Genomic DNA, 24,884 nt, shown 5'->3' with positions numbered 1-24,884 from the left:
CCGTTCGGCTGCCCCGCCCGCGCGGCCCCTACCGTCGCCGGTGCATCAGGGCGTGCCGGTCGACCGTCGCGACGACCGTGTTGACCGCCGCGACCACGCCGAGGACGGTGGCGAGGGCGTGCCAGCCGATGGCCCACAGGGCGACGATGGCGGCGGCGAACACCAGGAACTTGACCAGCAGCACACCGGGCAGCGAGACCTGGAACCGTGCCTTGGGCGCGGCGAACATCCCCCAGAGCACGGCGGCGAGCAGCGGAGCCCCGAGGCCCAGCACCAGGTGGGTGACGACGCCGCTGCCGGTGCTGAAGCCCCACCAGCAGAGTGCGGCGAGCGCGGCGACCTCGATGAGGAAGGCCAGCCCCTCGTTGACGACGTGCAGCGGCTGTGGGATCACCGTGGACCCGCCTTCCCGTGCATGGATTTGACGGTTCGTCAGATCGTCGCGCTGATCACCGCGCCGGTCTCCGGGCCGGCCTGGGTGAACAGTGCGCCGCCGGGGGCCCAGAAGCCCGAGCCGCCGGAGGTCGCCGGGTAGTCGCCGCTGGGGCCCGCGCTGGTGGCGAGGACGGCCCAGACGCCGTGGGTCGCGGCGGCGTCGCGCAGGTGGCTGTCGCGGCGGGCGAGCGCGGTCGGGCTGTCGCCGTAGAGGGTGCTGCCGAGGTAGGCGTCGATGCCCAGCGCGGCGGTGTCGGCGGCGTGTTGCGGCACCGAGACGTCGGCGCAGATCGCCAGGCCGATCCGGACGCCGTCCAGCTCCAGCACGCTGTGCTCCGCACCGGGGGTGAAGCGCTCGATCTCCTGGCCGTGCAGGTACATCTTCCGGTGCACCACCGTTGTGCCCTCGCCGGTGAGGGCGAGCAGGGCGATCGATTCGGTCCCGCCCGGCTCGCTGCCGCCCGGCTCGGTGACGGCGGCGCAGATCAGGGCGGTGCTGCCGGTCTCGCGGCAGGCGGCGGTGATCGGCGCGAGCCGGGCGTCGTCCGGGGCGATCGCGGGGGCGGTCAGGTCGTAGCCGGTGAGCGAGAGTTCGGGGAACACCACCAGGCGGGCCCCGGCGGCCCGGACGACCTCGGCGTGGACGGCGGAGTTCGCGGCCACGTCGAGACCGGCGCAGGCGGGCTGGGCGACGGCGACGGTCAGCTGTCCAGGTCCAGGTCCAGGTCCAGGTACGGGCACGGGCACGGGTACGACTCCATGGTTCGGTGCCGGGGCGCGGGTGGCGCCTCCGGCGGTGCGTACGGGCTTGATCGACAACCTATCGGCGGCCTCCCGGACGCGGCAAGCGGGTATGGCAGGCGGCGGCGGCCCGGTCGCGGGGGGAACATGGCCCTATGACCCCTATGCCCCCTGTGCCAGAGAACACCGATCCTGCGGCCCGGTACGAGCAGATCGCCGACGAGCTGGCGCCGCGTGGGGCGAAGCGCTCCCAGATGTTCGGCATGCCCTGCCTCAAGGACGTCAACGGCAAGGCTTTCGCGGGCCTCCACAGTGGCGAGTTGGTCTGCCGGCTCGGCCGCGACACCCCGGCCCACGCCGAGGCCCTCCAGCTCCCGGGGGCCCACCTCTTCGACCCGGCGGACGGCCGCCCGATGAAGGACTGGGTCTGCGTCCCGCCGACCTCGGCCGCCCACTGGGACAACCTCGCCGAAGCCGCACTGACCGCGAAGCGCTGAGCCGGATCCGGTACCCGCCAGGGGGCACCAGGGCGCTGTGCGCGCGAGTCGGCGTGGTGCGAACCTGGCCGCCCCGGATCTCTCCGGGGCGGCCAGGGGTGACCATGGGTGTGGCACTCAGCCGTGGTACTTGGCGATGAGCTTGGTGAAGGCGTACGAGGACTGGCCGATGCCGCTGCACGAGTCCCCGGCGGACGCGCCGCCCGAGCAGGCGCGGTCGCGGTTGACGGCCCAGAAGGTGAAGCGGGCGAGGTGGTGGGTGGTGGCGTAGTTCAGGACGGTGGTGAAGTCGGCGGTGGAGACGGACTCGTCGCTCTCGTCGGTCACGCCGTTCATCGAGGATATGCCGATGTGGCGGTACGCGGTCGCCGCGTCGTAGCCGTACGCGCTCGCGACGGCGTTCTTCAGCCCGTCGGCTGCCTTGGTGGTGGCGGAGCCCATCGAGCCGCTGTGGCCGCCGAAGTCGAACGGCATGATGGTCCAGCCGTCGACGGCGAGGCCGGCCGCCGCGCCCTTCCTGATCAGATCGGTCCCGTCGGAGTCCGGCCCGGTGGTCGTGGTGCCGAAGGTGACGTACTCCTTGATGCCGGGGTTGGTGGTCTTCACGGTCTTGAGTGCGCTGATCACCCGCTGCCGGACAGTCGCGTTGGAGACCTCGGTGTTCTCGATGTCGATGTCGATCGCCTTGAGCTTGTAGGCGTTGATCACCTTCTGGTAGGCGCCGGCGAGCGCGCCCGCCGAGCTGCAGTTCTCGCCGAGCTTGGCGCCGCTCCAGCCGCCGAACGAGACCACCACGTCCCCGCCGGCCGCCCGGATGCTGTTGATCGCGGACTGGTCGCCGCCGCCGGCGAGTGCCCGGCTGCCGTCCCATGCGGGGTTGCAGCCGCCGTCGCTGAGCATGAAGGCGAGTGTGAACTGCTTGATCCCGGTCGCCGCCATCACGTCGGTCGGCTTCTGCGGGCTGCCCCAACCCAGGTACTCGTACGGGGCGTTGAGGCCGACCGGATCGGCGTGGACGGCGGGCGGGGCCGCGACAGCCGGTGCGGCCGGGGCGAGTGCCAGGGAGCCGGCCGCGAGGGCGGCGGTGGTGGCGAGGGTGAGGATCGGGCGGAGCAGGGTACGCGGGTGCATGGGTCACCGTTCCGTTGGGCATTGGGAGGACGGAGGGGGACAGCGCGGGGCAAGGTCGGCAAAGGCTGATTGCATGTTAGGAAAGTTTCCTAACATGCAATGCACTGTCGGAAGCGAACCAGCCCGCCGTGACCGCGTCAAGAGGATCGGCATGATCCGTGTGGGCAGCGTCTCGTACCCTGCCGCGCTCCCCGTACGCGATACTCGTCGCCGTGGCTCACCCTGCCGCGCCGCCCATCCGCTCCGAGGAGTTCCGACATGGCAACCACCCCTGCCCGCCTCGACCCCGCCGACCTGCTCGCCGTCGGTGAGCTGCTCACCGACGAGGAACGGTTGATCCGCGACACCGTACGGAAGTTCGCCGACGAGCGGATCCGGCCGTACGTCGGCGAGTGGTTCGAGCAGGGGGTCTTCCCGGCCCGCGAACTCGCGCCCGAACTGGGCAAGCTCGGGGTGCTGGGGATGCACCTCGACGGGTACGGCTGCACCGGTTCGTCGGCGGTCGCGTACGGCGTCGCCTGTATGGAACTGGAGGCCGCGGACTCGGGGTTGCGCAGCTTCGTCTCCGTCCAGGGCTCGCTCGCGATGCGGTCCATCCACGCGTACGGCTCCGAGGAGCAGAAGCAGCAGTGGCTGCCGGACCTGGCGGCCGGCCGGGCGATCGGCTGTTTCGCCCTGACCGAGCCGGACTTCGGCTCCGACCCGGCCAACATGCGGACCAGGGCGCGGCGCAAGGGCAGTGACTGGGTGCTCTCCGGCAGCAAGATGTGGATCACCAACGGCAGCATCTCCGATGTCGCGGTGGTCTGGGCGCAGACCGAGACCGGCGTCCGGGGCTTCCTGGTGCCGCACGGAACGCCGGGCCTGACCGCCACCGATGTGCACGGCAAGCTCTCCCTGCGCGCCTCGGTGACCAGCGAGTTGGCCTTCGACGAGGTCGTACTGCCCGCCGACGCGGTGCTGCCCGGGGTCGAGGGGCTGCGCGGACCGCTCTCCTCGCTGGGCGAGGCCCGGTACGGCATCCTGTGGGGCACGGTCGGCGCCGCCCGCGACTGCTACACCACGGCGCTGGACTACGCGAAGAGCCGGATCCAGTTCGACCGCCCGATCGCCGGCTTCCAACTGACCCAGCAGAAGCTGGTCGAGATGATGCTCGAGGTCGAGAAGGCGTATCTGGTGGCCGTCCGGATCGGCCGCCTCAAGGACGAGGGCCGGTGCCGTCCGGCTCACATCAGCTTCGGCAAGCTCAACAACGTCCGCGCCGCACTGGAGATCGCCCGCAGTGCCCGGACCATCCTCGGCGCCAACGGCATCACCACCGAGTACCCGGTCCTGCGGCACGCCAACAACCTGGAGTCGGTGCTCACTTACGAAGGCACCGCCGAGATCCACACCCTCGTCCTCGGCGAGGCGATCACCGGCGAGTCGGCCTACCGCTGACGGGTTCCGCCCGGAGAGCCGGTAGCAGCGGAGGCGCGAGGCCCTGCTGGATTCACTGCGTGCGATTCACCGCGTGCGATTCACTGCGTGCGATTCACTGCGTGCGATTCACTGCGTGTGATTCACCGCGTGCGCGAGATCGGAAGGGTCTGGACCGTTGCCTTCCGATCTCGCGCAGTTCTCCGCGCACCCGCGCCCCTGGGCGGATGCCCGCGTCAGGCGATCGAGAAGTCGTCGCCGTAGACGTTGCCCTGGCTGTACCAGCCGTGCAGGTAGACGCTGACGGAGCCGGTGGCGTCGGTGGTGAACGGCACGCTCAGCTTGGTCCAACTGCTCGCCGAGGTCCAGGTGGAGGCGCTGGCGCCGCCGCTGACGCCCAGGAAGGCGTAGCTGCCCTGCACCCAACCGGTCAGCGTGTAGGCGGTGTTGGGCTTCAGGGTGACGGTCTGGTCGCACTCGCCGGTCTGCGCGGCGGTCGCGGCGGCCTGCATCGCGTACGCGCCCGAGTGGACCGGGGTGCTGACCACGGCGCCGCCGCTCTGGCAGGTCCACGGGCTGAGGCTGCCCGTCTCCAGGCCGCCGTTGACCAGGCCCGAACCGCCGCCGCCACTGCCGGTGACGGTCAGGGTGTAGGTGGCCGAGTGGGTGCCGGAGGCGGCGCTGCCGGTGACGGTGAGCGGGTAACTGCCGGGCGCTGTCGCGGCGGTGGTGCTGATGCTGAGGGTGGCGCTGCCACCGGCCGTGACCGAGGCGGGGCTGACGGTGGCGGTGACGCCTGCGGGCGCTCCGCTGACGGTCAGGCTCACGTTCTGCGCGGTGCCCGCCGTGACGGCCGTACCGACGGTCGCGGTGGCCCCGGCACCCGGGCTCACCGAGCCGGCGGCCGGGGAGTCGCTCAGCGAGAAGTCGTTGCCGACCGGCCCGCCGCCGTTGCTGAACGGTGCCATGATGTGGCTGAAGTCCCAGGCGCCCTGGCTGATGCCGGAGCAGCTGTCCGAACCCGCCGTGCCGACACAGCCGCCGTTGTCACGCTGGAGCGCCCAGAACGAGAGCGTGTTGACGCCCTTGCCGGTGGCCCAGTTGGTGATCGCGGTGGCGTCGGCGGTACTGAAGGTCTCGGCGGCGCCGTAGTCGTCGATGCCGACCATCTCGGTGATACCGATCGAGCCCCACAGCTGGGCGGCGCTCTTGGCCGGGTACAGCTTGGCCAACTGGCCGTAGAGGCCGGTGGAGGCGCTCTCGGCGTCCGTCGCCATGTTGTGCGTGGCGCCGTCGTAGTAGTCGAACGTCATCTGGTTCACGACGTCGATCCGCGCGTTGTTCGACACCGCGTTCTTCAGCACGTCGAGCCCACTGGCCGCCAGCCCGCTGGTGGTGGTCGGCAGCGTGTAGGAGAACTGGACGGAACGGCCGTTGGCGGCGGCCCAGTCCTCGACCAGCTTGATCGCCTTGTTGCGGCGGTCGATACCGGCGGTGTCGGTCAGCGAGTTGTCCTCGACGTCGAGGTCGATCCGACTGGCGTCGTACGTGGTGATGACGGACTCGTAGGCGGCGGCGACCGCGTTGACGTCGGTACAGCCGTCGGCGACCTCGGTGCCGGTGTTGTCGGCCGTGTAGCCGCCGAAGGACGGTATGACGTCGCCGCCGCCCGCCCGGATCTTGGCGATGTCGGAGCCGAAGCTGGACCCGGCGATCGGCAGGCCGGTGTCACCGTTCCAGTACGGGGTGCAGGTGCCCTTGGTCGCGGTCTGGATGAACGCCATGGTCAGGTACTTGTCGCCGGACTGGGCGGCCAGTGCGGCTGGGCCGGTGCCGGTCCACGCCTCGAAGTACGGGGCGAAGACGTGCGACGGCAGCGGGGTGGCGGCGTGGGCGGCACTCCCGCCGACAACGGCCAGGCCCACGGTGGCGGCCAGTGTGACGCCGCTGGTCAGCAGGGCCTGGATGGATCTGTGAAGGCGCATCGGTGCTCCAACAGATGTGAATGTGAAAGAGATGTGAATGTGAAAGCCGTTGGCCCGGATTTGGGCATGACGGCGCCTGACGCAGGTACTGCTGGGGTGGTACGGCAGTGCACGACAGCACAGCCGGCCGGTGTTCACACCCCCACAGTGCAGCCCGGTCGGAAGGACAACGCCTATGGTTGGTCTGGACCACTCGTCTGTCAAGTGCCCTGACAGTTCGTCAACGGTGCCGTCCGCCTGCTGAGACGTGATTTCGGTGACGGTTTATCAGTTGCCGCCGTGCGAGGTGATCGGACATGATCGACCACACGTGCGACTGCGACGGGGAAGGCGGCCGCCCAGAGTCCCGGGCGGGGCGCCGGGGGGCGTCCCGCCCGGGGTTCGGTCGAGCTCGAGCCCCCCGGGGGGCTCCCGAGGGCCTCGCGAGAGCCTGGCGCGGTCTGTCGGCGAGTGGGCCGGAGCAGAGTCGGGCCGGCCGGAGGAGCGCGGGCGGAATCCGGTGTCCGCGCGGTCGCGGTGGGTGACATCTGGCGCCCCGGCTCGTGACACCAGCCACAAGGCTTTCCAATCAACGACGCCCGATCGTAGACGCCGCCATGGGGTGCGATCCGGCTGGTCGGGCGGGCCGGAGGCGCGTTCGGCGGGCGTCCGTGAAACCGAAGGCGGCCCGCTCGCTACTACGCCGCGTCGTAGCAGGCGTGCTTGAACCCCCGGGCCCGGCCGGGCTAGAACTGGACGAGTCGCAAGGCGCTCCGCCCTGTCGCACCGGCCGCCCCCAGCGGCCCGGGCCGGTCCAGGGGAGCGCCATTCGTTCCGGCACGCATCCTCCGCCCGTCACGGGCCGGAGGGTTCCCGACACCGGGGTGCCCACACGGCCAACGGCGCACTACACGCAACGGGCGGTTCGATGCCGCCACGCTGCCGCACGCCCGAGGCCGGTCCAACCGATCGAGGCTCACTCGATCCAGGAAGGCCACACTTCATGCGTAGTTCCCTCCTTGCCGCCATGCGCCGACGCTCCACCCTCGTGGTGGCCGCCGCCGGTCTGGCGACTGCCTGTGCCGCCTCCGTCGTCGCGGTGGCACTTCCTGAGGACAACGCTTCCGCCGCAGTCGTGACGGCGGTCGCCCCCGCCGCTCCGGCCACCCACGCCGCCGCGCCTGCGGCCCCCGCCGCTCCGGCCACCCACGCCGCCGCGCCTGCGGCCCCCGCCGCTCCGGCCACCCACGCCGCCGCGCCTGCGGCCCCCGCAGCTCCGGCCGCGCCCGCCCCCGCGCAGCCGCAGGCCGCCTCCCGCTCGGAGGAGCGCCCGGCGCTGGTCGTCACCGACACCAGCCCGAGCGGCGTCCAGGCGCTGGCCAGGAGCATCGTCCCGGCCGACCAGTACGCCTCGTTCGCCAACATCATCAGCCACGAGAGCAGCTGGAACATCACGGCGACCAACCCGTCGTCCGGCTCCTACGGCCTGGGCCAGGCGCTGCCCGCCTCCAAGATGGCCTCGGCCGGCTCCGACTGGCGCACCAACCCCGAGACCCAGATCAAGTGGACGCTCGGCTACATGAACGACCGCTACGGCAGCCCGAACGCCGCCTGGTCCTTCTGGCAGAACCACCACTGGTACTGAGCCGAACCCGGCACAGTACGCAGCGCAGCCCCGCACCCGTCGAACGGGTGCGGGGCTGCGGCAGTTCAGGGGCTCAGCCGAGGCCGTTGGTCTTGAGCCAGTCCGCAGCCACCGCCGACGGGTCCTCCTTGTCGACGCTGACGCGCTTCATCAGGGCCGTCAGCCCGGCGGTGTCCAGCTTGGCGGAGACCGCGTTCAGCGCGCCGGTCGCCGTCGCGTCCAGGCCGGCCTTGTTGGCCAGCGGGGTGACGTTCTGCGAGCTGAACACGTTCTTCGGATCGGTGAGCGTGACGAGCTTCAGCAGCAGGATCTTCGGGTCGGTGGTGAACACGTCGCCCACCTGGACCGTGCCGCCCTTCAGCGCGTCGGCGGTGGCGTCCCCGGTCGGCTTCCACTCCTTGAAGGTGAGGCCGTAGGCGTCCTTGAACTGCTGCTCACGGCGGCTCTTGAACTCCGGCATCCCGCCGATGGTGAAGTCCGCCGCCTTGGCGGACAGGTCGCCGATGCTCTTCAGATTGAACTTGGTCGCGCTGTCCTGGCTGACGGTGAGCGAGTCCTTGTCCTCGGCGGCGGCCGAGTCGAGGATCTCCAGCGAGGCGGGCAGCTTCGCCTGCAGCGCGGCGTTGACCGCCGCCGTGCCGGACGCCGTGTTCTTGGCGTCCAGGTAGCCGAGCAGCGCGCCGTTGTACTCGGGCAGCACGGTGAGGCTGCCGCTCTCCAGCTGCCCGTAGAGCACCTCGCGGCTGCCGATGTTGAACTTCTCCTGGACCTTGACGCCCTTGGCCTTCAGCGCCTGCGAGTAGATCGAGGCCAGCAGCACGTTCTCGGGGAAGTTGGCCGAACCGACCACCACGGTCTTGCCCGAGCCGCCCGAGGCCGAGGGCCCGGCGAGCGGGTCGCCGCCGCTGCCGGACGAGCTGCAGGCCGCCGCGCCGAGCAGTACTGCGGCGGCGGTGACGGACCGGATCACGCGGGAGGACATGGGTCTCCTTCGGGAGGTGGAAAGGGGGTTCATCGTCGGGTGCCGCCGCTCCGGCGGCTCGCCGCCCGCTGGGCGCGCAGGCCCGGCGGCAGCCCGTACCGGAGCAGCAGGGAGAAGAACAGCTGGGCGGCGACGGCGAGCAGCACCACGAGCAGCGCGCCGCCGACCGTCGACGGGAAGTTGCGGGTGGCCAGCCCGTCGATGACGTACCGGCCGAGTCCGCCGAGGCCCACGTAGGCGGCGACCGTGGCGGTCGCGATCACCTGGACGGTCGCGGTGCGGAGCCCCGCGATCAGGGTGGGCAGCGCGGCCGGCAGGCAGACCTGGCACAGTACCTGACGGTGCGTCAGACCGATTCCCCGGGCCGCGTCGCGCAGGTCCGGATCGGTGCCCCGGATGCCCTCCACGGTGGCCACCAGCAGGGGTGGCGCGGCCAGCGCGATCAGCGGTACCAGGACGGCGGTGTCGCCGACGCCCGCCAGCAGCACCGCCAGCGTGACCAGCCCGAGGGTGGGCAGCGCACGGGCGACGCCGGTCAGGGCCGTGACGGCGACGGCGCCGCGCCCGGTGTAGCCGATCAACAGGCCGAGCGGGATCGCCAGCAACGCGGACCAGAACAGCGCCTCGCCGCAGAGGGTGAGGTGTTCGCCGACGCGGTTGGCGATCGAGTCCGGGCCGCTGCGCCGGGCGGGGTCGGTGAAGAAGGTGCTGATCCAGCCGGTCCAGTTGGTCCAGTTCACCGGGCGGCACCCTTCTCCCGGACGGCCCACGGCGCGAGCAGCCGCCGGGCCAGCACCAGCAACAGGTCGGTGACCAGCGCGAGCGCCGCCACCAGCACGATCCCGGCCACGATCGGGGTCGGGAAGCTGCGCTGGAAGCCGTCGATGAACAGATAGCCCAGCCCGCCCCGCCCGACCAGCGCGCCGACGGCCGCCAGCGAGATGCTGGACACCGCCGCGACCCGCAGGCCGGAGACCAGGTACGGGACGGAAGCCGGGAGCTCGACGGCCGTCAGCCGGTGCCACGGGCCGTAGCCCATCGCGGTGGCCGCCTGCCGCACCGACTCGGGTACCGCGCGCAGCCCGTCCACCGTGGTCGGCAGCAGTACCGCGACCGCGTAGCAGGTGAGCGGCACCATCACGGTCGCGCGGGTGGCGAGGCCGGTGTACGGGATCAGCACGACGAAGACCGCGAGCGACGGCAGCGCGTACACCACGTTGAAGACGGCCGACAGCGGTTGGTACAGCCGGGGGAAGCGGGCGCAGGTCAGGCCGAGCGGCACCGCGATCAGGAGGCCGATCAGTACCGGGACGAGGGCGATCACCGCGTGGTCGAGCGCGAGGTCGCGCAGGTACGCCAGGTGGTCGCCGATCCAGTACCAGCGGACCAGCGGTTCACCGTCCATGGGTGCTCACCGGCCGGTCCCGATCGTCGGCGAGGGCCGCCAGTACGGCCGCCCGGTCGGCGGTACCGACCGCCCGGCCGTCCGGGCCGACGGCGACCGCGAGGCCGGCGACGGAGAGTACGGCGGCGTCGAGCGCGGTGCGCAGGGTGTCGGTGCCGGGGTGGAACGCGGGAGCGGGGTGCGTGGAGCCGTCCGGGGCAAGCCAGTTGGCCGGGCGGCCCTCGGCTTCCCGGGTCAGGTCCCAACTGCCGTACTGCGAAGTGTCGGTGAGTGGCCGCACGGCCACTCCGGCGGCGGAGCGCAGGCCGAGGCCGCGCAGCCCCCGGTCCCGGCCGAGGAAGGCGGCCACGCTCTCGTCGGCCGGAGCCGTCAGCAGCGTGTGCGGATCGGCCAGTTGGGCGATCAGGCCGTGTTCGCGCAGCACGACGACCTGGTCGCCGAGCCGGACGGCCTCCTCGATGTCGTGCGTGACGAACAGCACGGTCTTGTTCAACTCACCCTGGAGTCGCAGCAGTTCTTCCTGCAACCCGGCCCGGACGACTGGGTCGACCGCGCTGAACGGCTCGTCCATCAGCAGCACCGGCGGATCGGCGGCGAGCGCGCGGGCCACGCCGACCCGCTGCTGCTGCCCGCCGGACAGCTGGAAGGGGTACCGCTTCGCGGTCTCCGGTGCCAGACCGACGAGTTCGAGCAGTTCGGCGGCGCGGGCCCGGGCCTTCTTCCGCTCCCAGCCGAGCAGGTAGGGCACGGTGGCGATGTTGTCGATCACCCGCCGGTGCGGGAAGAGCCCGGCCTGCTGGATCACGTAGCCGATACCCCGGCGGAGCTTGGCGGCCGGCAACCGGGTGACATCGGTGTCGTCCAGCAGGACCCGGCCCGAGGTCGGCTCGACCATCCGGTTGACCATCCGCAGAATGGTGGTCTTCCCGCATCCTGACGGACCGACCAGCACCGTTATTCGGCCGGCCGGTACTTCCAGGTCGAGTCCCGCCACGGCGACCGTGCCGTCTGGGTGGCGCTTGGCGGCACCGTCGAATCTGATCACTGAACGATCCTAGCTTTGAGCGACCGGCAAATGGTGGGCGGCGTCGCGACGCCCGGACTCTCTCCCCCAGCCTTCGGCCGGGGGGACCCCCACGGACGGCTTCTCCTCAGTCGCCGATGCTCCGCATGGACTCTCCCCCAGCCTTCGGCCGGGAGGTGCCCCCATCGTCGGCACCGCCCAGACTCGGCCCGACCCAGACACCTGCCGCTGGCGCGGCGGGCGCTCCTTCATCCGCCCACCATTTGCCGGTCGCTCTTTGGCGCCCGGTGCCGGTCGTGGCTTGCAGTCTGACAGTAAGCAAGTCTGACTCTGTCAGAGGTTGACGGTGTTCGAGGGCCTGACGGGTCGGTCGTCAGCCCTCCGTAAGGGTCGGCAGCCCGGCCGCGGCCCAGGCGACGAACCCGCCGTCCAGGTCGGTGGCCCGGTCCAGGCCCAGTTCGCGCAGGCTCGCGGCGGCGAGACTCGACGCGTAACCCTCCGAGCAGACCACGATCACCCGCAGCTCGTGGCCGGTCGCCTCGGGGATCCGGTGACTCCCGGTCGGATCGAGCCGCCACTCCAGCACGTTGCGCTCGATGACCAGCGCACCCGGGATCGAACCCTCGCGCGCCCGCTGCGCCACCGGCCGGATGTCGACCAGCAGCGCGCCCGCCGCAGCCTCCCGGTACGCCTGCGCCGGGCCCGGCCGGTGCACCCCGTCCCGCGCTCGCGCCACCAGCTCGTCGATCGTGGTCACCACTGTTCCGGTCCTTCCGTCGCGGTGCGGACCAGGCCGCCGGCCCGCAGTTCGTAGCGTGACATCTCGCTCAACGGCGGCGAGTACGCGTGGATGGTGACCGCCGCTCCGGCGGTCGTGTTGCGCACGTCGTGCAGGTAGTCCGGCCCGAAGGCGCGCGCCGTGCCGGAGCCGACCCGGCGCATCAGCAGCCCCTGCGCGGGGCCGGCGAGCGAGAGCTCCTCCAGTTCTCCCAGCGCCACCAGGAACGCGCCGCGCGACCCGCCGTGGTCGTGGAACCCGGTGGACTGCCCGGGCAGCCAGCTGATCAGCCACACCTCGTGGTCGTCGGCGAGCCTGAGCCGCTCGTACCAGCGTTCGCCGGACGCGAGCCGGACCCGGGGCAGCCACTCGTCGGGCTGGTCGGCGACGTCCTGGACGATCTTGCGCAGCGCGTTGGGTGAGAGCGCGATGGGCCCGGTCCGTGAGCGGGTGCCGGGGTTCGTCCGGGTGTGGGCAGGTGCCAGGTCCAGGCTCATGGGGAGTCCTCGGGGAGGCCGAAGGGGGCGGCCGGGCGCGGTCGGGGCGCGCACGGCGGCAGGGAGGAGAGAGCTCGGGGGAGTGCGGATCAGACCCTGGAAGAGGTCACAGGGCGGAGTGATCCGTCAGCAGGCACACATGTCGCTCGCCTGGCGTCGCAGATCGACGTGCAGGCGGCAGACCAGAGTGGTGCCGGTGTTCATGCGCTGATCGTGACGGAGGGATGGCGGCGCGTCAAGCGCGGTCCAGCAGGCGAGAGGAGCGGTGTCACCCTCGTGGTGCGGCTGGGGCTCGCTGGGCGCTCCCCACGGACGAGTACGGCCTGCCCCGGGGGAGACGGGGCAGGCCGTACGGTGTTTCCGTTTGTTGATCAGTTGTTCCGGGTGGCGTCCGAGTCGGCCTGGGCGGCGGCGCTCTCGGCGGAGTCCACCTTCTGCTGCATGTCCTTGAGCTTCGCGTCGTCGGTGCTGCCGGAACTGCTGCTACTGCTCGGTGGGCCGGCGGTCGCCGTGGAGCCGTGCCCGCAGCCGGTGAGCAGCAGTGCGGCCCCGGCCAGGGCCGCGAACCCCGTGGCGATGCGGCGCGTCACGGTCACTTGGCGTTGTCCTGGGCGGTGCACCAGGTGTTGACGGCCTTCAGGTCGGCCTGCCGGGTCTCCAGGGTGGGCAGCAGGCTCTTGCGGAAGGTCAGCCGGTCGTTGAGGTAGTTGTAGATCTCGGTGTGGCCGGCGGTCTTGGCGTCGGCGACGCGCTGCTCCAGCCGGGCGATCGAGCCGGGCACGGTCACGGCGCCGTTCAGCCGGGTGATCGCGGCGTCGACCCGGGCCTCGGTCTTCGGCAGGCGGTTGCAGATGACCTTGGCGCCGTCGCCCTTCGGGGCGGCCTTGGCGGTCGTCGTCGCGGCCTGCGCGGGGGCGGCGGCGAACAGGGCGCCGGCCAGGGCGAGGGCGCCGAGCACGGCGGCGGACTTACGGTTCGCGAGCATGGGTGAATCCCCTTCGATGCCGGGTGGGACGGTCCACTGGCGGACCGGCCGAGCACGACGGTAGTGAGGGTTCTTGTGGATTCCTTGTGGGTTTCCCACCGAGCCGGCTCGCGCGGACGCGCGTCGGCGGGATCCGTCAGTTGCCCCGGGAGATCCAGTCGCGGCGGGTGGGCAGTTCGAGGGTCGGGGCGTCCACGGCCAGTAGTGGCAGCCGCAGTTCGAACCGCGTGCCGGTGCCGGTCGGCGGCGTGCCGACGGTGACCGTGCCCCGGTGCAGCGCCGCCTGCTGGGCGACCAGCGTCAGCCCGAGCCCGGACCCGGGGCTGCCGGGTCGGTGGTGGAACCGGCGGAAGACCGCCTCCCGCTCGCCGGGTGGGATGCCGGGGCCCGCGTCGTCCACGGTCAGCACCGCCTGCCCGCCCGGATCACCGGACGGCTGCACCCCATTCTCGGCGCGCAGCCGTACGGTGATCCGGGCAGGTCGGTCCGGCAGATGGCCGTGCACCACGGCGTTGCCGAGCAGGTTGGCGAGCAGGATCCGCAGCCCGGCGTCCCAACCGAAGACCCGCAGCTCCGAAGGCAGTTCGGCACTCAACTGCACCTCGGGGTGGCGGCGTAGGGTCTCGCCGACGACGGTGTCCACCAGCTCGGACAGGTCGAGCGGACCGAACGCGGAGACCTCCACCAGGTCGCCCTGGGCCAACATCCGCAGCGCGGTGAGCAGTTCCAGCAAGCGGGCGTGGTCGCGCTGCAAGTCCCCAACCACCTCGGCCCGTTCCTCGGCCGGGAGGTCGGGGTGGGCGGCGAGGACGTCCAGGTCGGTGCGCATGCTCATCAGCGGCGTACGCAGCTCGTGCGAGGCGGCGGAGGAGAACGACCTCGCGGTGTCCAGCGCCTGTGCCGTCCGGTGCGCCTGTTGGTCGTACCGGGCCAGCAACTGGCCGATGGCGGAGGAGAGTTCGTCCACCTCGGTGATGTGCACCGGCGCGGTGGGGAAGGCGGCCGCACCCGCTCCCGGGTCGAGTTCGGCCGCCCGGCGGCTCAGTCGGCGGACCGAGGCGGTGGCCCGCCCCGCGAGCGCGTACCCGAGCAGGCCGGCCACCGGCGCCGCCAGCAGCGCGACCAGCACCACCCGGCCGCGCACGGCGGCGATCTGCGGCTCGGTGGCGGAGGCGGGGGCGAACAGCCAGAGCGCGCCCGGCGCGGGCCCGTTCACCGGGACGGTCAGCACCCGCCAGGCGCGGCCCTTGGCCCGCAGGGTGACGGGCCCGCCCGGCGTCGCCTTCGGCAATTGCGCGGTGTCGGCGGGCTGGGGGCCGCCCTCCAGGACGATCGTGCCGTCCGCCGCCTGGACCCGGATGCCCGCGTCGAGCAACTCGCCGACGATCAGGCGGTGCTGGTTCTGCTCGACCTTCAGCCGGTCGTTGCGGGTGGCCGCCAGCAGCGTCCGCACGTCCGGGAGGGTCGCCGAGGCCTGGTCCTGCAGCCGGGTGTCCTGCTGGTTGTGCAGATCGCGGTTGACCAGCCCGAGCAGCAGCAGCCCGGCGGCGAGTACCAGCAGCGGCACCACCACGGTCACCGACAGGGCGATGCGGGTCGCGAGTTTCATGAGCCGCTCCGGGGGTGGAACCGTGGCGTCTCGGGCAGGCGCAGCACGAAGCCGACGCCGCGCACGGTGTGGATCAGACGCGGCTGCCCGCGCTCCTCCAGCTTGCGGCGGAGGTAGCTGATGAAGGTGTCGACGGCATCGGTGCGGACCTCGAAGTCGTAGCCCCAGACGCGGTCCAGCAGCTGGTCCCGGGTGAGGACGATCCCGGCGTTCCGGACGAGTTGCACGAGCAGCTCGAACTCCCGCCGGGTGAGGTGGAGTTCGATGCCGTCCTGGTGCGCCTGCCGGGTCGCCGGGTCGATCACCAGCGGTCCGGCCCGCAGCACGTCGGCCTGCCGGGTATTGGTCTGGTCGGGGGCCGGGCGGCGGCGGAGCAGCGCCTGCAAGCGGAGTACCAGCTCCTCCAGGGCGAACGGCTTGACCAGGTAGTCGTCCGCGCCGGCCTGCAGCCCGGCGACCCGGTCGGCGAGCTCGTCCAGCGCCGACAGCATCAGCACCGGAGTCTCGTCCCCCCTGGCGCGCAGGCTGCGGCAGACCTCCGTCCCGGTGAGACCCGGCATTGACACGTCCAGCACCAGGACGTCGGGCGCCTCCCGGGTGGCCAGCTCCAGCGTGCCGGGCCCGTCCTCGGCGAGCAGCACGGTGAAGCCGCTCAGCCGCAGGCCGCGCTCGAGCGACCGGCGGATGGCGTCGTCGTCGTCCGCCACCAGGACTCGTCCGGTGGCGGTCGGAGTGCCGGTCGTCGTGCTGCCGGTCATAGTGCCCTCTCTCCTGCCCCCTCGGTGCGGCCCGACCATCTCACGATTCCCGGACCCGACGGCAGGCGGGGTTCCGGGCGGCCGGGTCGTCACACGGAGGCCGGCGCAACCGGGTGGGCCGCGCCGACGTCCCTACCGGTACGGCTGCCCGTGACGGACGGCCCGGTGGAGGGCAGGAGCGACGGTATGGGCATTGTCAGCTGGATCATTCTCGGCCTCCTCGCGGGGGGCATCGCCAAGATCCTGCTGCCCGGACGGGATCCGGGCGGCCTGGTCGTCACCACGCTGATCGGCATAGCCGGCTCGTTCGTCGGGGGCTGGCTCTCCTCGCACTTCCTGCACCGGCCGGTCGCCAAGCACTTCTTCGACCTGGCGACCTGGGGGTCGGCGATCGCCGGAGCGCTGGTGCTGCTGATCATCTACCGCATCTTCTTCGGCAACTCGCGCCGCTGACGCCGCGGAGCCCGGACCCTGCTTGTCATCGCTTGTCGTCAGGGTCTGCTTGGCGCCGGGGCCTGCTGTCGTCAGGGCCTGCTCAGGACGCGCGCAGACCGGTCAGCAGCAGGGTCCAGAGGGCCTCGAAGTCGCTCTCCGCGCGCGGCGAGGACCACTCGGCCGAGTGCGCCGGGTCGTGGAAGTGCGCCGTCGCCTGGAAGACCGCGCGGGCGGCGGTGCCCACGTGGGTCGGCCGGAACTCGCCCTGGTGGATGCCGTCCTGGATGATCGTGCCGATCTGGGCGGTGAGGGTTTCGAGGTGCGCCTCCACGGTGTTGCTGGTCTCGTTCACCAGCGCCAGGTAAGTGGCGAACATCTCGGGGTCGTCCAGCGCCTTCCGGCGCTTGGCGGCGAACAGCGTCGCCAGCCAGCGGTGCAGCCGCTCGGGCGCGGGGCCGCGCTCCATGGTGATCGGGGCGAGCGTGTGGTGCGCCTGGTCGAGCCAGCGCTGGGTCACGGCCTCGCGGAGCGCGGCCTTGCTCGGGAAGTGCCGGTAGACGCTGCCGTGGCTGACGCCGAGGCTGCGGGCGATGTCCACGACGGTGGCTTTGGCCGGGCCGAACCGCCGCAGGACGTCCTCCGCCGCGCTCAGGATCTGCTCGGGGGTGAGGGTGCTGTCCGTGGTCACGGGGAGGTACGTCCTTAACTGAGCGGCGGGCCGGCCGGGTGGGTTCGTAGCGGCTCAGTGCTCGCTGTCGAGGTGGGCCATCTGTGCGGCAGCGTACCTGTCGCCGGCGGCCGCGCCTGCGGGGACGGCGGCTTCGATGGCGTCCAGGTCGGCCTGGGTGAGGGTGACGTCGAGGGCGCCGAGCGCCTCGGCGAGGCGGTCCCGGCGGCGCGCGCCGACCAGCGGCACGATGTCCTCGCCGCGCGAGGCGACCCACGCGATGGCGACCTGGGCGACGCTGACGCCCTTGGCCTCGGCGATCGTCCGCAGCGCCTCCACGAGGTTCAGGTTGTGGGTGAGGTTGTCGCCCTGGAAGCGCGGGCTGAAGCCGCGGAAGTCCGTCGCGCCGATCGCGCGGTCGTTGGTCCAGTGGCCGCTGAGCAGGCCGCGCGAGAGTACGCCGTACGCGGTGATGCCGATGCCCAGCTCGCGGGCGGTGGGCAGGACCTCGTGCTCCAGGCTGCGGGAGATCAGCGAGTACTCGATCTGCAGGTCGCTGATCGGGTGGGCGGCGGCGGCGCGGCGCAGGGTGTCGGCGCCGACCTCGGAGAGGCCGATGTGGCGGACGTAGCCGGCCTTGACCAGGTCCGCGATGGCGCCGACGGTCTCCTCGATCGGGACGTTCGGGTCGAGGCGGGCCGGGCGGTAGATGTCGATGTAGTCGGTGCGCAGGCGGCGCAGGGTGTAGGCGAGGGCGGTCTTGGTGGCGGCGGGGCTCGCGTCGTAGCCGAGCCAGCTGCTGTCCGGGCCGCGCTGGGCGCCGAACTTGACGCTGATCTGGACGTCCGCGCGGTCGCGGCCGCGCAGTGCGTCGTGGATCAGCAGCTCGTTGTGGCCCATGCCGTAGAAGTCGCCGGTGTCGAGCAGGGTGACCCCTGCGTCGAGGGCGGCGCGGAGGGTGGCGATGCTCTCGGTCTCGTCGGCCGGGCCGTAGAGGTCTGACATGCCCATGCAGCCTAGGCCGAGGGCGGACGTGGTGGGGCCGATGGTGCCGAGCTTGGTGCGGGCGGGGCGAGTGGTCATGGTGCTGCTCCTGGGCGGGCGGGCGGGTGCGGGTGGGTGCTGCCGGGCTGACGCATATCGACTATGACATGTGGGATGACAGATTTCAATATCTGTCATCCGTCATCGCGATTTCGTCATCCGACCTCGCGTCCAGACCGTCACCCGACCGTCGCCTCCGCCCCGCCCCTCACCCCGACCGGATCAGTCGCCGACCTCGCTGCGGTTTTCGTAGGCGAGCTCGGTGTACTCGGGATGCCGGAGCATCCAGGCCTTGATGAACGGACAGGTCACCAGCACCGGCAGGTCGCGCGCCCGGGCGTCGTCCAGCGCGGCTCGCGCCAGCGCGCCACCGATCCCCCGGCCCTCGAAGGCCGGCTCGACCGCGGTGTGCGGGTAGACCACCAGCTCCTCGCCGCGCAGGTACTCGGCGAAGCCGGCCACTTCCCCGCCGATCCACGCCTCGAAGCGGTTGGCCGTGGTCGCGTCCTGAATCGTGATGTCCACGTCTGGTCCCCAGCTCCGTGAGGTCCGGTCCCGCGCACTCGCGAAACCGTCGTGCCGGTCGCGCGCGGGCCGCGCGCACTGCGTCGTCACGCCTCCCGTGTCCGTCCGCACCGGATCGGAGGCCGCGATCCCATCATCGAGCGGAGTCCCCGACGCCGCGCTCACGCCACGCCCGCGCCGAAGGCTGATCGGCCGTCACCCGTCACCCGTCGGGCGTGGATCGGCGTCGCCGAGACGATTCGGGAGGCCGGAGAACCGGCCGAGGTTCATCGTGGAGTCAGGCCCTGCCGCAGCGGTCGCGCCCACGTTCCGCAGCAGGCCGGAAGGCTGAGGGCGTACGGGCCGGGCCCCGGTGGGCGGCCGACCCGGGAGGTCGTGAACGCGACGTAGTACCCAGGCCACCTCGCAGGAGAACGAACGAATCTTCTAGGCTCGCCTCGGCCTCTCTGCATCGTTGCCCTCGGCGACGCCGTACGGAGGCCGTCGTCCACAGGCCCCGGGCCGAGCCGGGGTCGCCGGACCGAGCGAGGAGGACCCAGTGTTGCCCAGCCCGAGGTCGCACCACCTGACGTTGCCCGACGGAGTGCGGCGTCGCCGCGTCGAAGCCGTCGGCCACGCCGCCGTCCGGTCCGGCCTGCCGGTGACCAGGACGCCCGAGGCGTTCCCAGGTACGTCCTTCGGTGATCCGCTGAGTACCGGCGGCGTGCGGGGAGGTGTCCGTTGAGCCCTCATACAGTCTCGGGCCCTGCGGTCGCCCGACCGTCGTCGACTCCGTCCTCGGGCGTGGTGCCGCCCGCTGCCGCAGAGCCCGCGCCCGGTTCGAAGCAGCCAGGTTCGAAGCAGCCCGCTCCGAAACCGGTCGCACCCATGCCGTCCGGGCCGAAAGCACTGGCTCCGAAGCTGTCCGGCGTGAAAGCCGTCGCCGCGAAGCCGTCCGGCGTGAAGCCCGGCGGCCCGGCGGAGACGGGAACGCAGCCCGCTGCCACCGCCGGACCCACACTCACCGCCGGACCCACGGGCACCACCGGGCCGGCTGGCACCGCCGGGCCCGGCAGGGCCGCCGAGGCCGGTACGGCGGAGAGCGGTGGGCAGAACAGCCCGGCCGCACTGCCCGGTCTGCCCTCGACGCTGAACTCGCGCGCTCGTACGCTCGCCGGCGCGGTCCAGCGCCGCTGCGCCGAGCTGGTCGCGATGGAGTCGCCGACGGGGGACGTGCCCCGCCTGAACCTGCTGGCGGAGGAGCTCACCGCGGGCTTCCGCGCGACCGGCGCGCAGGTCCGGCGCGAGTCCGGCGTGGCCGGGGACCACCTGGTGCTGGAGTGGGCCGGGCAGGAGGAGAACCTGCCGCACGTCCTGGTGGTCGGCCATCACGACACCGTCTGGCCCGTCGGTACGCTGGCCGACTGGCCGGTGCAGGAGGCCGACGGGTTGCTGAGTGGTCCGGGCATCCTGGACATGAAGGCCGGGCTCGCCCTGCTCGAAGGGGCGTTCGCCCTGCTGGCCGACCTGGGCCAGCGTCCGCACCGGCCGGTGCGGCTGGTGGTGGTCGCCGACGAGGAGGTCGGCAGCCCGGACGGGCGTCGCCTGGTGGAGCGTCAACTCCCGGGCGCTGCCGCCGTTCTGGGGCTGGAGCCGCCGCATCCGGACGGGCGGGTGAAGACCGCCCGCCGGGGCAGTACGCGGGTCCTGCTGACCGTCACCGGCCGGGAGGCGCACGCCGGCAACGACGCAGGTCAGGGCACCTCGGCGGTGGACGAGCTGGTGGACCAGCTGGTCGCGGTGCGCGGGCTGGTGGGCCAGCCGGGGACGGAACTCAACGCCGGGCGGATCAGCGGCGGAAGCCGGGCGAACGTGGTGGCCGGACGGGCGGAGGCCGAACTCGGCCTGCGGTTCGCCACGGCGGAGGCGCAGAGCCGCACGCTCGACACCCTCGCCCAGCTGACCGCGTTGCGTCCGGGAGCCCGGGTCCGGACCGAGGTGCTGTCCAGCCGTCCGGCCTGGCCCGAGCGGACGGGTGATCCGCTGCTGCGGCACGTACGTTCGCTCGCGGCGGTGCTCGGACAGCAGCTGGACGGCGCTCCGGCGGGCGGCGCGGGGGACACCAACCTGGCCGGCGCCCGTGGTCTGCCCACCCTCGACGGGCTCGGCGCGGTCGGTGCGGGCTCGCACGCGCGGGGCGAGCGCATCGAAATCGCCCAGCTGGCCCCCCGGATCGCCCTGCTGGCCGCCCTGCTGGCCGTCCCGCTGCCCCGCCTGCGAGACCGCCCGTAGGCCGGACCTCAGCGATGAACGGGGCGCGGAGAACTGCGCGAGGCGGTAGGTGCGGCGCTGTACCTCCGGTTTCGCGCAGTTCTCCCCCAACCTTCGGCCGGGAGGTGCCCCCACGCGCCCCTCGTGTGCTGGCTCGGTTGCCCAAAGTGGAGCCTCCACGCCCGGCCTTCCGGCCAGGTCCCTTGTCATTCGAGCCCCACACCAGACACAATGGACCCGACCGAACGGTCAGTCGGGAGGCGGGCGCAGTGGATGCAGCGAATGCAGTGAACGCGGCAGGTGCGGGGTCGGTGGCGCAGGGAGACAGAGACCTGGGCGACCTGGAGGCGCACTTCGACGCGGTCGTCGGCGCCGAGCAGCGGATCGAGCCGCGTGACTGGATGCCCGACGCCTACCGGGCCACGCTGGTCCGGCAGATCGCCCAGCACGCCCACTCGGAGATCATCGGCATGCAGCCGGAGGGCAACTGGCTCACCCGGGCGCCCTCGCTGCGCCGCAAGGCGATCCTGCTGGCCAAGTCGCAGGACGAGGCGGGCCACGGCCTCTACCTCTACGCCGCCGCCGAGACGCTCGGCGTCGATCGCGCCGAGCTCACCGAGAAGCTGATCTCCGGGCGCCAGAAGTACTCCTCGATCTTCAACTACCCCACCCTCACCTACGCCGACGTCGGCGTGATCGGGTGGCTGGTGGACGGTGCGGCGATCTGCAACCAGGTCCCGCTCTGCCGCTGCTCGTACGGGCCGTACGCCCGCGCGATGGTGCGGATCTGCAAGGAGGAGTCGTTCCACCAGCGCCAGGGCTACGAGCTGCTGATGACGCTGATGCGCGGCACCGAGGGCCAGCGCCGGATGGTGCAGGACGCGGTGGACCGCTGGTGGTGGCCGTCGCTGATGATGTTCGGCCCGCCGGACGGCGACTCGCCGAACACCGCCCAGTCGATGGCCTGGCGGATCAAGCGGCACACCAACGACGAGCTGCGTCAGCGATTTGTCGACATGTCCGTGCCGCAGGCGGAGCATCTCGGCGTCACCCTCCCCGACCCGGCGCTGAGCTGGAACGAGGAGCGCGGCGGCTGGGACTTCGGCGAGCCCGACTGGTCGGAGCTGAAGCAGGTGATCAAGGGCCAGGGCCCGTGCAACACCGAGCGCGTCGACCGCCGCCGGGCCGCCCACGAGGACGGTGCCTGGGTGCGCGAAGCCGCCCTGGCCTACGCGCACAAGCAGCAACAGAAGCACCAGCAGGCCCAGCAGGCACAACAGCAACAAATGCAGCAGCAGCAGAAGCAGGAGAACCGAAAGTGAGCGCGACCAAGGCCGACTGGCCGCTGTACGAGGTGTTCGTGCGCCCCCGGCGCGGGCTGAACCACGTCCACGTCGGCTCCCTGCACGCCGCCGACGACCGGATGGCGCTGCTCGCCGCGCGGGATCTCTACACCCGCCGCAACGAGGGCGTCAGCCTCTGGGTGGTCCGCTCCAGCGCCATCACCGCCTCCGCGCCCGACGAGCAGGACCCGTTCTTCGCCCCCAGCGGGGACAAGGTCTACCGCCACCCGACCTTCTACGACATCCCCGAGGATGTCCCGCACATCTGACGGGGGCCACCGCGCTATGAACGAGCACCGCGCCATGACCGATCACACCGACGACCACGTCTACCTGAGCCTCTCCGAGGCACCCGGCGAGCCCGAGGGCGAGGCCCGCTGGGCCTATGGCACCGGCTTCGCCGACCCGCTGCTCGGCGTCGACACCGCGCTCCCGCCCGGGATCGACGGCGCCGACCTGGCCGCGTACTGCCTGATGCTCGGCGACGACGCGCTGATCCTGGCCCAGCGGCTGATCGAGTGGTGCACCCGCGCCCCCGAGCTGGAGGAGGAGGTCGCGCTCGCCAACCTCGCGCTCGACCTGCTCGGCCAGTCCCGGCAGCTGCTCTCCCGGGCCGGCCAGGCGGACGGCACCGGGCGCGGCGAGGACGAGTTCGCTTACTGGCGTGAGGACCACGAGTTCCGCAACGTCCGGCTGGTCGAGGCGCCGAACGGTGACTTCGCGTACTCGATCGCCCGCCTGCTGCTCTTCTCCACCGCCCGCCACGCCCTCTACGAGCGGCTCGCCTCGTTCGCCGACCCGGTGCTCGCCGCCGTCGCCGCGCGCGGAGTTAAGGAGCTGGCGTACCACCGTGAGTACGCCATCGCCTGGACGCTCCGCCTGGGCGACGGCACGCCGTACTCCGCGCTGCGGATGCAGGCCGGGCTGGACGCTGTCTGGCCGCTGCTGGACGAGCTCTTCACCGCCCACCCGGTGGAGCTCCGGCTCGGCACCGACCCCGCCGAGCTGCGCGAATCCGTCCTCCAGGGCCTCGCCGAGGTGATCACCGAGGCCGGGCTCACCGTGCCGGTGGCCGCCCCGATGGCCCGGGTCGGCGGGCGCGCCGGGCGCGACGGCGTGCACACCGAGGCGCTCGGCCCGCTGCTGGCCGAACTCCAGGTGGTGGCCCGCGCCCACCCGGGGGCGACGTGGTGACGACCATGACCGCGTGGGAGGTGGCGGCGGCCGTCCCCGACCCCGAACTCCCGATGCTCACCCTCGCCGATCTGGGCGTGCTGGCCGGGGTCGAGGAGGACGGCGGCACTGTGACCGCCTGGCTGACCCCGACCTACTCCGGCTGCCCGGCGATCGCCGAGATGGCCGCCGACGTGGACGCCCGGCTGCGCGCGGCGGGCTTCGACGACGTCCGGGTACGGCTGCGCCTCGACCCGCCGTGGAGCAGCGAGAGCATCACCGAAGCGGGCCGCCGCAAGCTGGCGGAGGCGGGCATCGCGCCGCCCTCGCACGGGCTGCTGCAGCTCGGCCCCACCCGCCGCACGGTCAGCTGCCCGCAGTGCGCGAGCACGGACACCGAGGAGCTCTCCCGGTTCGGCTCCACCGCGTGCAAGGCGCTCTGGCGCTGCCGCGACTGCCGGGAACCTTTCGAACGGATCAAGGAGATCTGAGTTGAGCGCCATGGCCGCAGCCCGACCGACCTTCCACGAGTTGCGGATCGAAGCCGTGGAGCCGCTCTGCGAGGACGCGGTCGCGGTCACCTTCGAGGTGCCCCCCGCGCTCGCCGCCGACTACGCCTTCCGTCCCGGCCAGACCCTCACCCTGCGCCGGATCGTGGACGGCACGGACGAACGGCGCTCGTACTCGATCTGCGCGCCGGTCGGCGGCGCGCTGCGGATCGCCGTCCGCGAGGTGCCCGGCGGACTGTTCTCCCGCTGGCTGGTCCGCGAGGCGGGCGCCGGCGACCCGGTCGAGGTGCTGCCGCCCACCGGTCTGTTCAGCCCGGAGCTGGGCCTCCCCGCCGAGCACGTGCTGCTCGCCGCCGGGTCCGGGATCACCCCGATGCTCTCGATCGCGGCCTCCGTGCTGGCCGCCGACGAGGGCTCGCAGGTCACCCTGCTCTACGGCAACCGCCGCAGCGACACGGTGATGTTCGCCGACGAGCTGGCCGATCTGAAGGACCGTTTCCTCGGCCGTTTCCAGCTCCTGCACGTGCTCTCCCGGGAGACCCGCGACGCCGAGCTGCTCAGCGGTCGGCTCGACCCCGAGCGGGTGAAGGCGCTGCTCGCGGCCCTGGTGGACGTCCCGGCCGTCGACCACTGGTGGCTCTGCGGCCCGTACGGGATGGTCACGGGCACCAAGGACCTCCTCGCCGACCTGGGGGTTCCCGGCGAACGGGTGCACCAGGAGCTCTTCCACGCCGAGGACGAGCCCGTCGCCGAGCGGGCCGAGGACGAGCCGAGCGGCGAGCTGAGCGAGGTCACCGTCGTCCTGGACGGCCGGGCCGGCACCCTGCCGCTGCCCCGGGACCGTTCGATCCTGGACGGCGCCCAGCGGGCCCGGCCCGATCTGCCGTTCGCCTGCAAGGGCGGGGTCTGCGGCACCTGCCGCGCACTGGTCACCGAGGGCGAGGTCGAGATGCGGCGCAACTTCGCCCTGGAGGAGAAGGAACTCGCGGCCGGCTACGTACTCACCTGCCAGGCCCGCCCGGTCTCCGACCGCGTCACGGTCGACTACGACCGGTAGGCCCGGTCGGT

Annotated in this window: 27 protein-coding genes; 10 read left to right on the top strand and 17 right to left on the bottom strand. The window is 72.2% G+C overall.

Going from position 1 to position 24,884, the window contains the following annotated elements; genetic code table 11:
- Positions 1-28: 28 nt before the first annotated feature.
- Both P3T29_RS04795 and P3T29_RS04790 read right to left on the bottom strand, forming a co-directional pair.
- Positions 29-394, bottom strand: coding sequence for a YrdB family protein (locus P3T29_RS04795; RefSeq protein WP_280714994.1), 366 nt, complete (start codon positions 392-394; stop codon positions 29-31).
- A gap of 38 nt (positions 395-432) precedes the next feature.
- The gene (locus P3T29_RS04790) at positions 433-1,182 is read right to left on the bottom strand and encodes a carbon-nitrogen hydrolase family protein (protein ID WP_280714993.1); all 750 of its coding nucleotides are present in this window, start codon (positions 1,180-1,182) and stop codon (positions 433-435) included.
- 167 nt (positions 1,183-1,349) lie between these two features.
- Between P3T29_RS04790 and P3T29_RS04785 the strand changes: the two genes are divergently transcribed.
- Positions 1,350-1,673, top strand: coding sequence for a hypothetical protein (locus tag P3T29_RS04785; protein ID WP_280714992.1), 324 nt, complete (start codon positions 1,350-1,352; stop codon positions 1,671-1,673).
- 117 nt (positions 1,674-1,790) lie between these two features.
- Here P3T29_RS04785 and P3T29_RS04780 read toward each other — a convergent pair whose 3' ends face one another.
- Positions 1,791-2,804 (bottom strand): chitinase, encoded by a 1,014-nt coding sequence (locus P3T29_RS04780; protein WP_280714991.1) that lies wholly within the window; start codon positions 2,802-2,804, stop codon positions 1,791-1,793.
- 258 nt (positions 2,805-3,062) lie between these two features.
- Here P3T29_RS04780 and P3T29_RS04775 point away from each other — a divergent pair, with 258 nt between their 5' ends.
- A complete protein-coding gene (locus P3T29_RS04775; protein ID WP_280714990.1) occupies positions 3,063-4,244 on the top strand; it encodes an acyl-CoA dehydrogenase family protein in 1,182 nt (393 codons plus the stop codon).
- Between the two features lie 215 nt (positions 4,245-4,459).
- Here the strand turns inward: P3T29_RS04775 and P3T29_RS04770 are convergent, their stop codons facing one another.
- The gene (locus P3T29_RS04770; protein WP_280714989.1) at positions 4,460-6,208 is read right to left on the bottom strand and encodes a chitinase; all 1,749 of its coding nucleotides are present in this window, start codon (positions 6,206-6,208) and stop codon (positions 4,460-4,462) included.
- A 982-nt stretch (positions 6,209-7,190) separates the two neighbouring features.
- On the opposite strand from P3T29_RS04770, the gene P3T29_RS04765 reads away from it, so the two are divergent.
- Positions 7,191-7,832 (top strand): transglycosylase SLT domain-containing protein, encoded by a 642-nt coding sequence (locus P3T29_RS04765; RefSeq protein ID WP_280714988.1) that lies wholly within the window; start codon positions 7,191-7,193, stop codon positions 7,830-7,832.
- Between the two features lie 73 nt (positions 7,833-7,905).
- Here P3T29_RS04765 and P3T29_RS04760 read toward each other — a convergent pair whose 3' ends face one another.
- The 10 genes from P3T29_RS04760 to P3T29_RS04715 form a co-directional block, all read right to left on the bottom strand.
- Complete coding sequence (locus P3T29_RS04760; protein WP_280714987.1) at positions 7,906-8,814, bottom strand: ABC transporter substrate-binding protein; 909 nt, start codon at positions 8,812-8,814, stop codon at positions 7,906-7,908.
- Positions 8,815-8,843: 29 nt separating this feature from the next.
- Positions 8,844-9,554, bottom strand: a complete 711-nt coding sequence (locus P3T29_RS04755; protein ID WP_280714986.1) for an ABC transporter permease — start codon at positions 9,552-9,554, stop codon at positions 8,844-8,846.
- Complete coding sequence (locus P3T29_RS04750; protein ID WP_280714985.1) at positions 9,551-10,219, bottom strand: ABC transporter permease; 669 nt, start codon at positions 10,217-10,219, stop codon at positions 9,551-9,553. Before P3T29_RS04750 ends, P3T29_RS04755 begins: the two co-directional genes overlap by 4 nt.
- Positions 10,209-11,264 (bottom strand): ATP-binding cassette domain-containing protein, encoded by a 1,056-nt coding sequence (locus P3T29_RS04745; protein ID WP_280714984.1) that lies wholly within the window; start codon positions 11,262-11,264, stop codon positions 10,209-10,211. Before P3T29_RS04745 ends, P3T29_RS04750 begins: the two co-directional genes overlap by 11 nt.
- A 352-nt stretch (positions 11,265-11,616) precedes the next feature.
- The gene (locus P3T29_RS04740; RefSeq protein ID WP_280714983.1) at positions 11,617-12,003 is read right to left on the bottom strand and encodes a rhodanese-like domain-containing protein; all 387 of its coding nucleotides are present in this window, start codon (positions 12,001-12,003) and stop codon (positions 11,617-11,619) included.
- On the bottom strand, positions 11,997-12,518 hold the full coding sequence (locus P3T29_RS04735) for a cysteine dioxygenase family protein (RefSeq protein WP_280714982.1): 522 nt from the start codon (positions 12,516-12,518) through the stop codon (positions 11,997-11,999). The genes P3T29_RS04740 and P3T29_RS04735 overlap by 7 nt, the downstream gene beginning before the upstream one ends.
- Positions 12,519-12,889: 371 nt before the next feature.
- The gene (locus tag P3T29_RS04730) at positions 12,890-13,114 is read right to left on the bottom strand and encodes a hypothetical protein (protein WP_280714981.1); all 225 of its coding nucleotides are present in this window, start codon (positions 13,112-13,114) and stop codon (positions 12,890-12,892) included.
- A complete protein-coding gene (locus P3T29_RS04725; RefSeq protein ID WP_280714980.1) occupies positions 13,111-13,503 on the bottom strand; it encodes a hypothetical protein in 393 nt (130 codons plus the stop codon). Before P3T29_RS04725 ends, P3T29_RS04730 begins: the two co-directional genes overlap by 4 nt.
- A gap of 136 nt (positions 13,504-13,639) precedes the next feature.
- Positions 13,640-15,112: a HAMP domain-containing sensor histidine kinase gene (locus P3T29_RS04720; protein ID WP_280714979.1), complete on the bottom strand. Its 1,473-nt coding sequence runs from the start codon at positions 15,110-15,112 to the stop codon at positions 13,640-13,642.
- Positions 15,109-15,870, bottom strand: a complete 762-nt coding sequence (locus P3T29_RS04715) for a response regulator transcription factor (protein ID WP_280714978.1) — start codon at positions 15,868-15,870, stop codon at positions 15,109-15,111. The genes P3T29_RS04720 and P3T29_RS04715 overlap by 4 nt, the downstream gene beginning before the upstream one ends.
- 186 nt (positions 15,871-16,056) lie before the next feature.
- Between P3T29_RS04715 and P3T29_RS04710 the strand changes: the two genes are divergently transcribed.
- A complete protein-coding gene (locus P3T29_RS04710; protein WP_280714977.1) occupies positions 16,057-16,323 on the top strand; it encodes a GlsB/YeaQ/YmgE family stress response membrane protein in 267 nt (88 codons plus the stop codon).
- Positions 16,324-16,405: 82 nt separating this feature from the next.
- Here the strand turns inward: P3T29_RS04710 and P3T29_RS04705 are convergent, their stop codons facing one another.
- The 3 genes from P3T29_RS04705 to P3T29_RS04695 all read right to left on the bottom strand — a co-directional run bounded on the left by P3T29_RS04705 (position 16,406) and on the right by P3T29_RS04695 (position 18,631).
- Positions 16,406-16,993, bottom strand: coding sequence for a TetR family transcriptional regulator (locus P3T29_RS04705; RefSeq protein ID WP_280714976.1), 588 nt, complete (start codon positions 16,991-16,993; stop codon positions 16,406-16,408).
- Between the two features lie 54 nt (positions 16,994-17,047).
- A complete protein-coding gene (locus tag P3T29_RS04700; protein WP_280714975.1) occupies positions 17,048-18,055 on the bottom strand; it encodes an aldo/keto reductase in 1,008 nt (335 codons plus the stop codon).
- A gap of 183 nt (positions 18,056-18,238) precedes the next feature.
- Positions 18,239-18,631 carry a GNAT family N-acetyltransferase gene (locus P3T29_RS04695; protein ID WP_348532790.1) on the bottom strand — a complete coding sequence of 131 codons (393 nt, stop codon included), beginning with the start codon at positions 18,629-18,631 and terminating at the stop codon, positions 18,239-18,241.
- Positions 18,632-19,450: 819 nt separating this feature from the next.
- Between P3T29_RS04695 and P3T29_RS04690 the strand changes: the two genes are divergently transcribed.
- From P3T29_RS04690 to paaE, 6 genes are all read left to right on the top strand, one after another.
- Positions 19,451-20,812: a M20/M25/M40 family metallo-hydrolase gene (locus P3T29_RS04690; protein ID WP_280714973.1), complete on the top strand. Its 1,362-nt coding sequence runs from the start codon at positions 19,451-19,453 to the stop codon at positions 20,810-20,812.
- A gap of 290 nt (positions 20,813-21,102) precedes the next feature.
- Complete coding sequence (paaA, locus tag P3T29_RS04685) at positions 21,103-22,113, top strand: 1,2-phenylacetyl-CoA epoxidase subunit PaaA (RefSeq protein ID WP_280714972.1); 1,011 nt, start codon at positions 21,103-21,105, stop codon at positions 22,111-22,113.
- A complete protein-coding gene (gene paaB / locus P3T29_RS04680) occupies positions 22,110-22,403 on the top strand; it encodes a 1,2-phenylacetyl-CoA epoxidase subunit PaaB (protein WP_280714971.1) in 294 nt (97 codons plus the stop codon). Before paaA ends, paaB begins: the two co-directional genes overlap by 4 nt.
- 34 nt (positions 22,404-22,437) lie before the next feature.
- The gene (paaC, locus tag P3T29_RS04675) at positions 22,438-23,328 is read left to right on the top strand and encodes a 1,2-phenylacetyl-CoA epoxidase subunit PaaC (RefSeq protein WP_280714970.1); all 891 of its coding nucleotides are present in this window, start codon (positions 22,438-22,440) and stop codon (positions 23,326-23,328) included.
- Positions 23,329-23,333: 5 nt separating this feature from the next.
- The gene (paaD, locus tag P3T29_RS04670) at positions 23,334-23,798 is read left to right on the top strand and encodes a 1,2-phenylacetyl-CoA epoxidase subunit PaaD (RefSeq protein ID WP_280714969.1); all 465 of its coding nucleotides are present in this window, start codon (positions 23,334-23,336) and stop codon (positions 23,796-23,798) included.
- Between the two features lie 10 nt (positions 23,799-23,808).
- Complete coding sequence (gene paaE / locus P3T29_RS04665; protein ID WP_280715088.1) at positions 23,809-24,873, top strand: 1,2-phenylacetyl-CoA epoxidase subunit PaaE; 1,065 nt, start codon at positions 23,809-23,811, stop codon at positions 24,871-24,873.
- Positions 24,874-24,884 lie beyond the last annotated feature (11 nt).

This window comes from Kitasatospora sp. MAP5-34, assembly GCF_029894335.1.
In the GTDB taxonomy this organism is placed as follows: Bacteria; Actinomycetota; Actinomycetes; order Streptomycetales; family Streptomycetaceae; genus Kitasatospora.
Note: the sequence above shows the minus strand (reverse complement) of the source record. Positions and strands in the feature narration are given on the sequence as shown.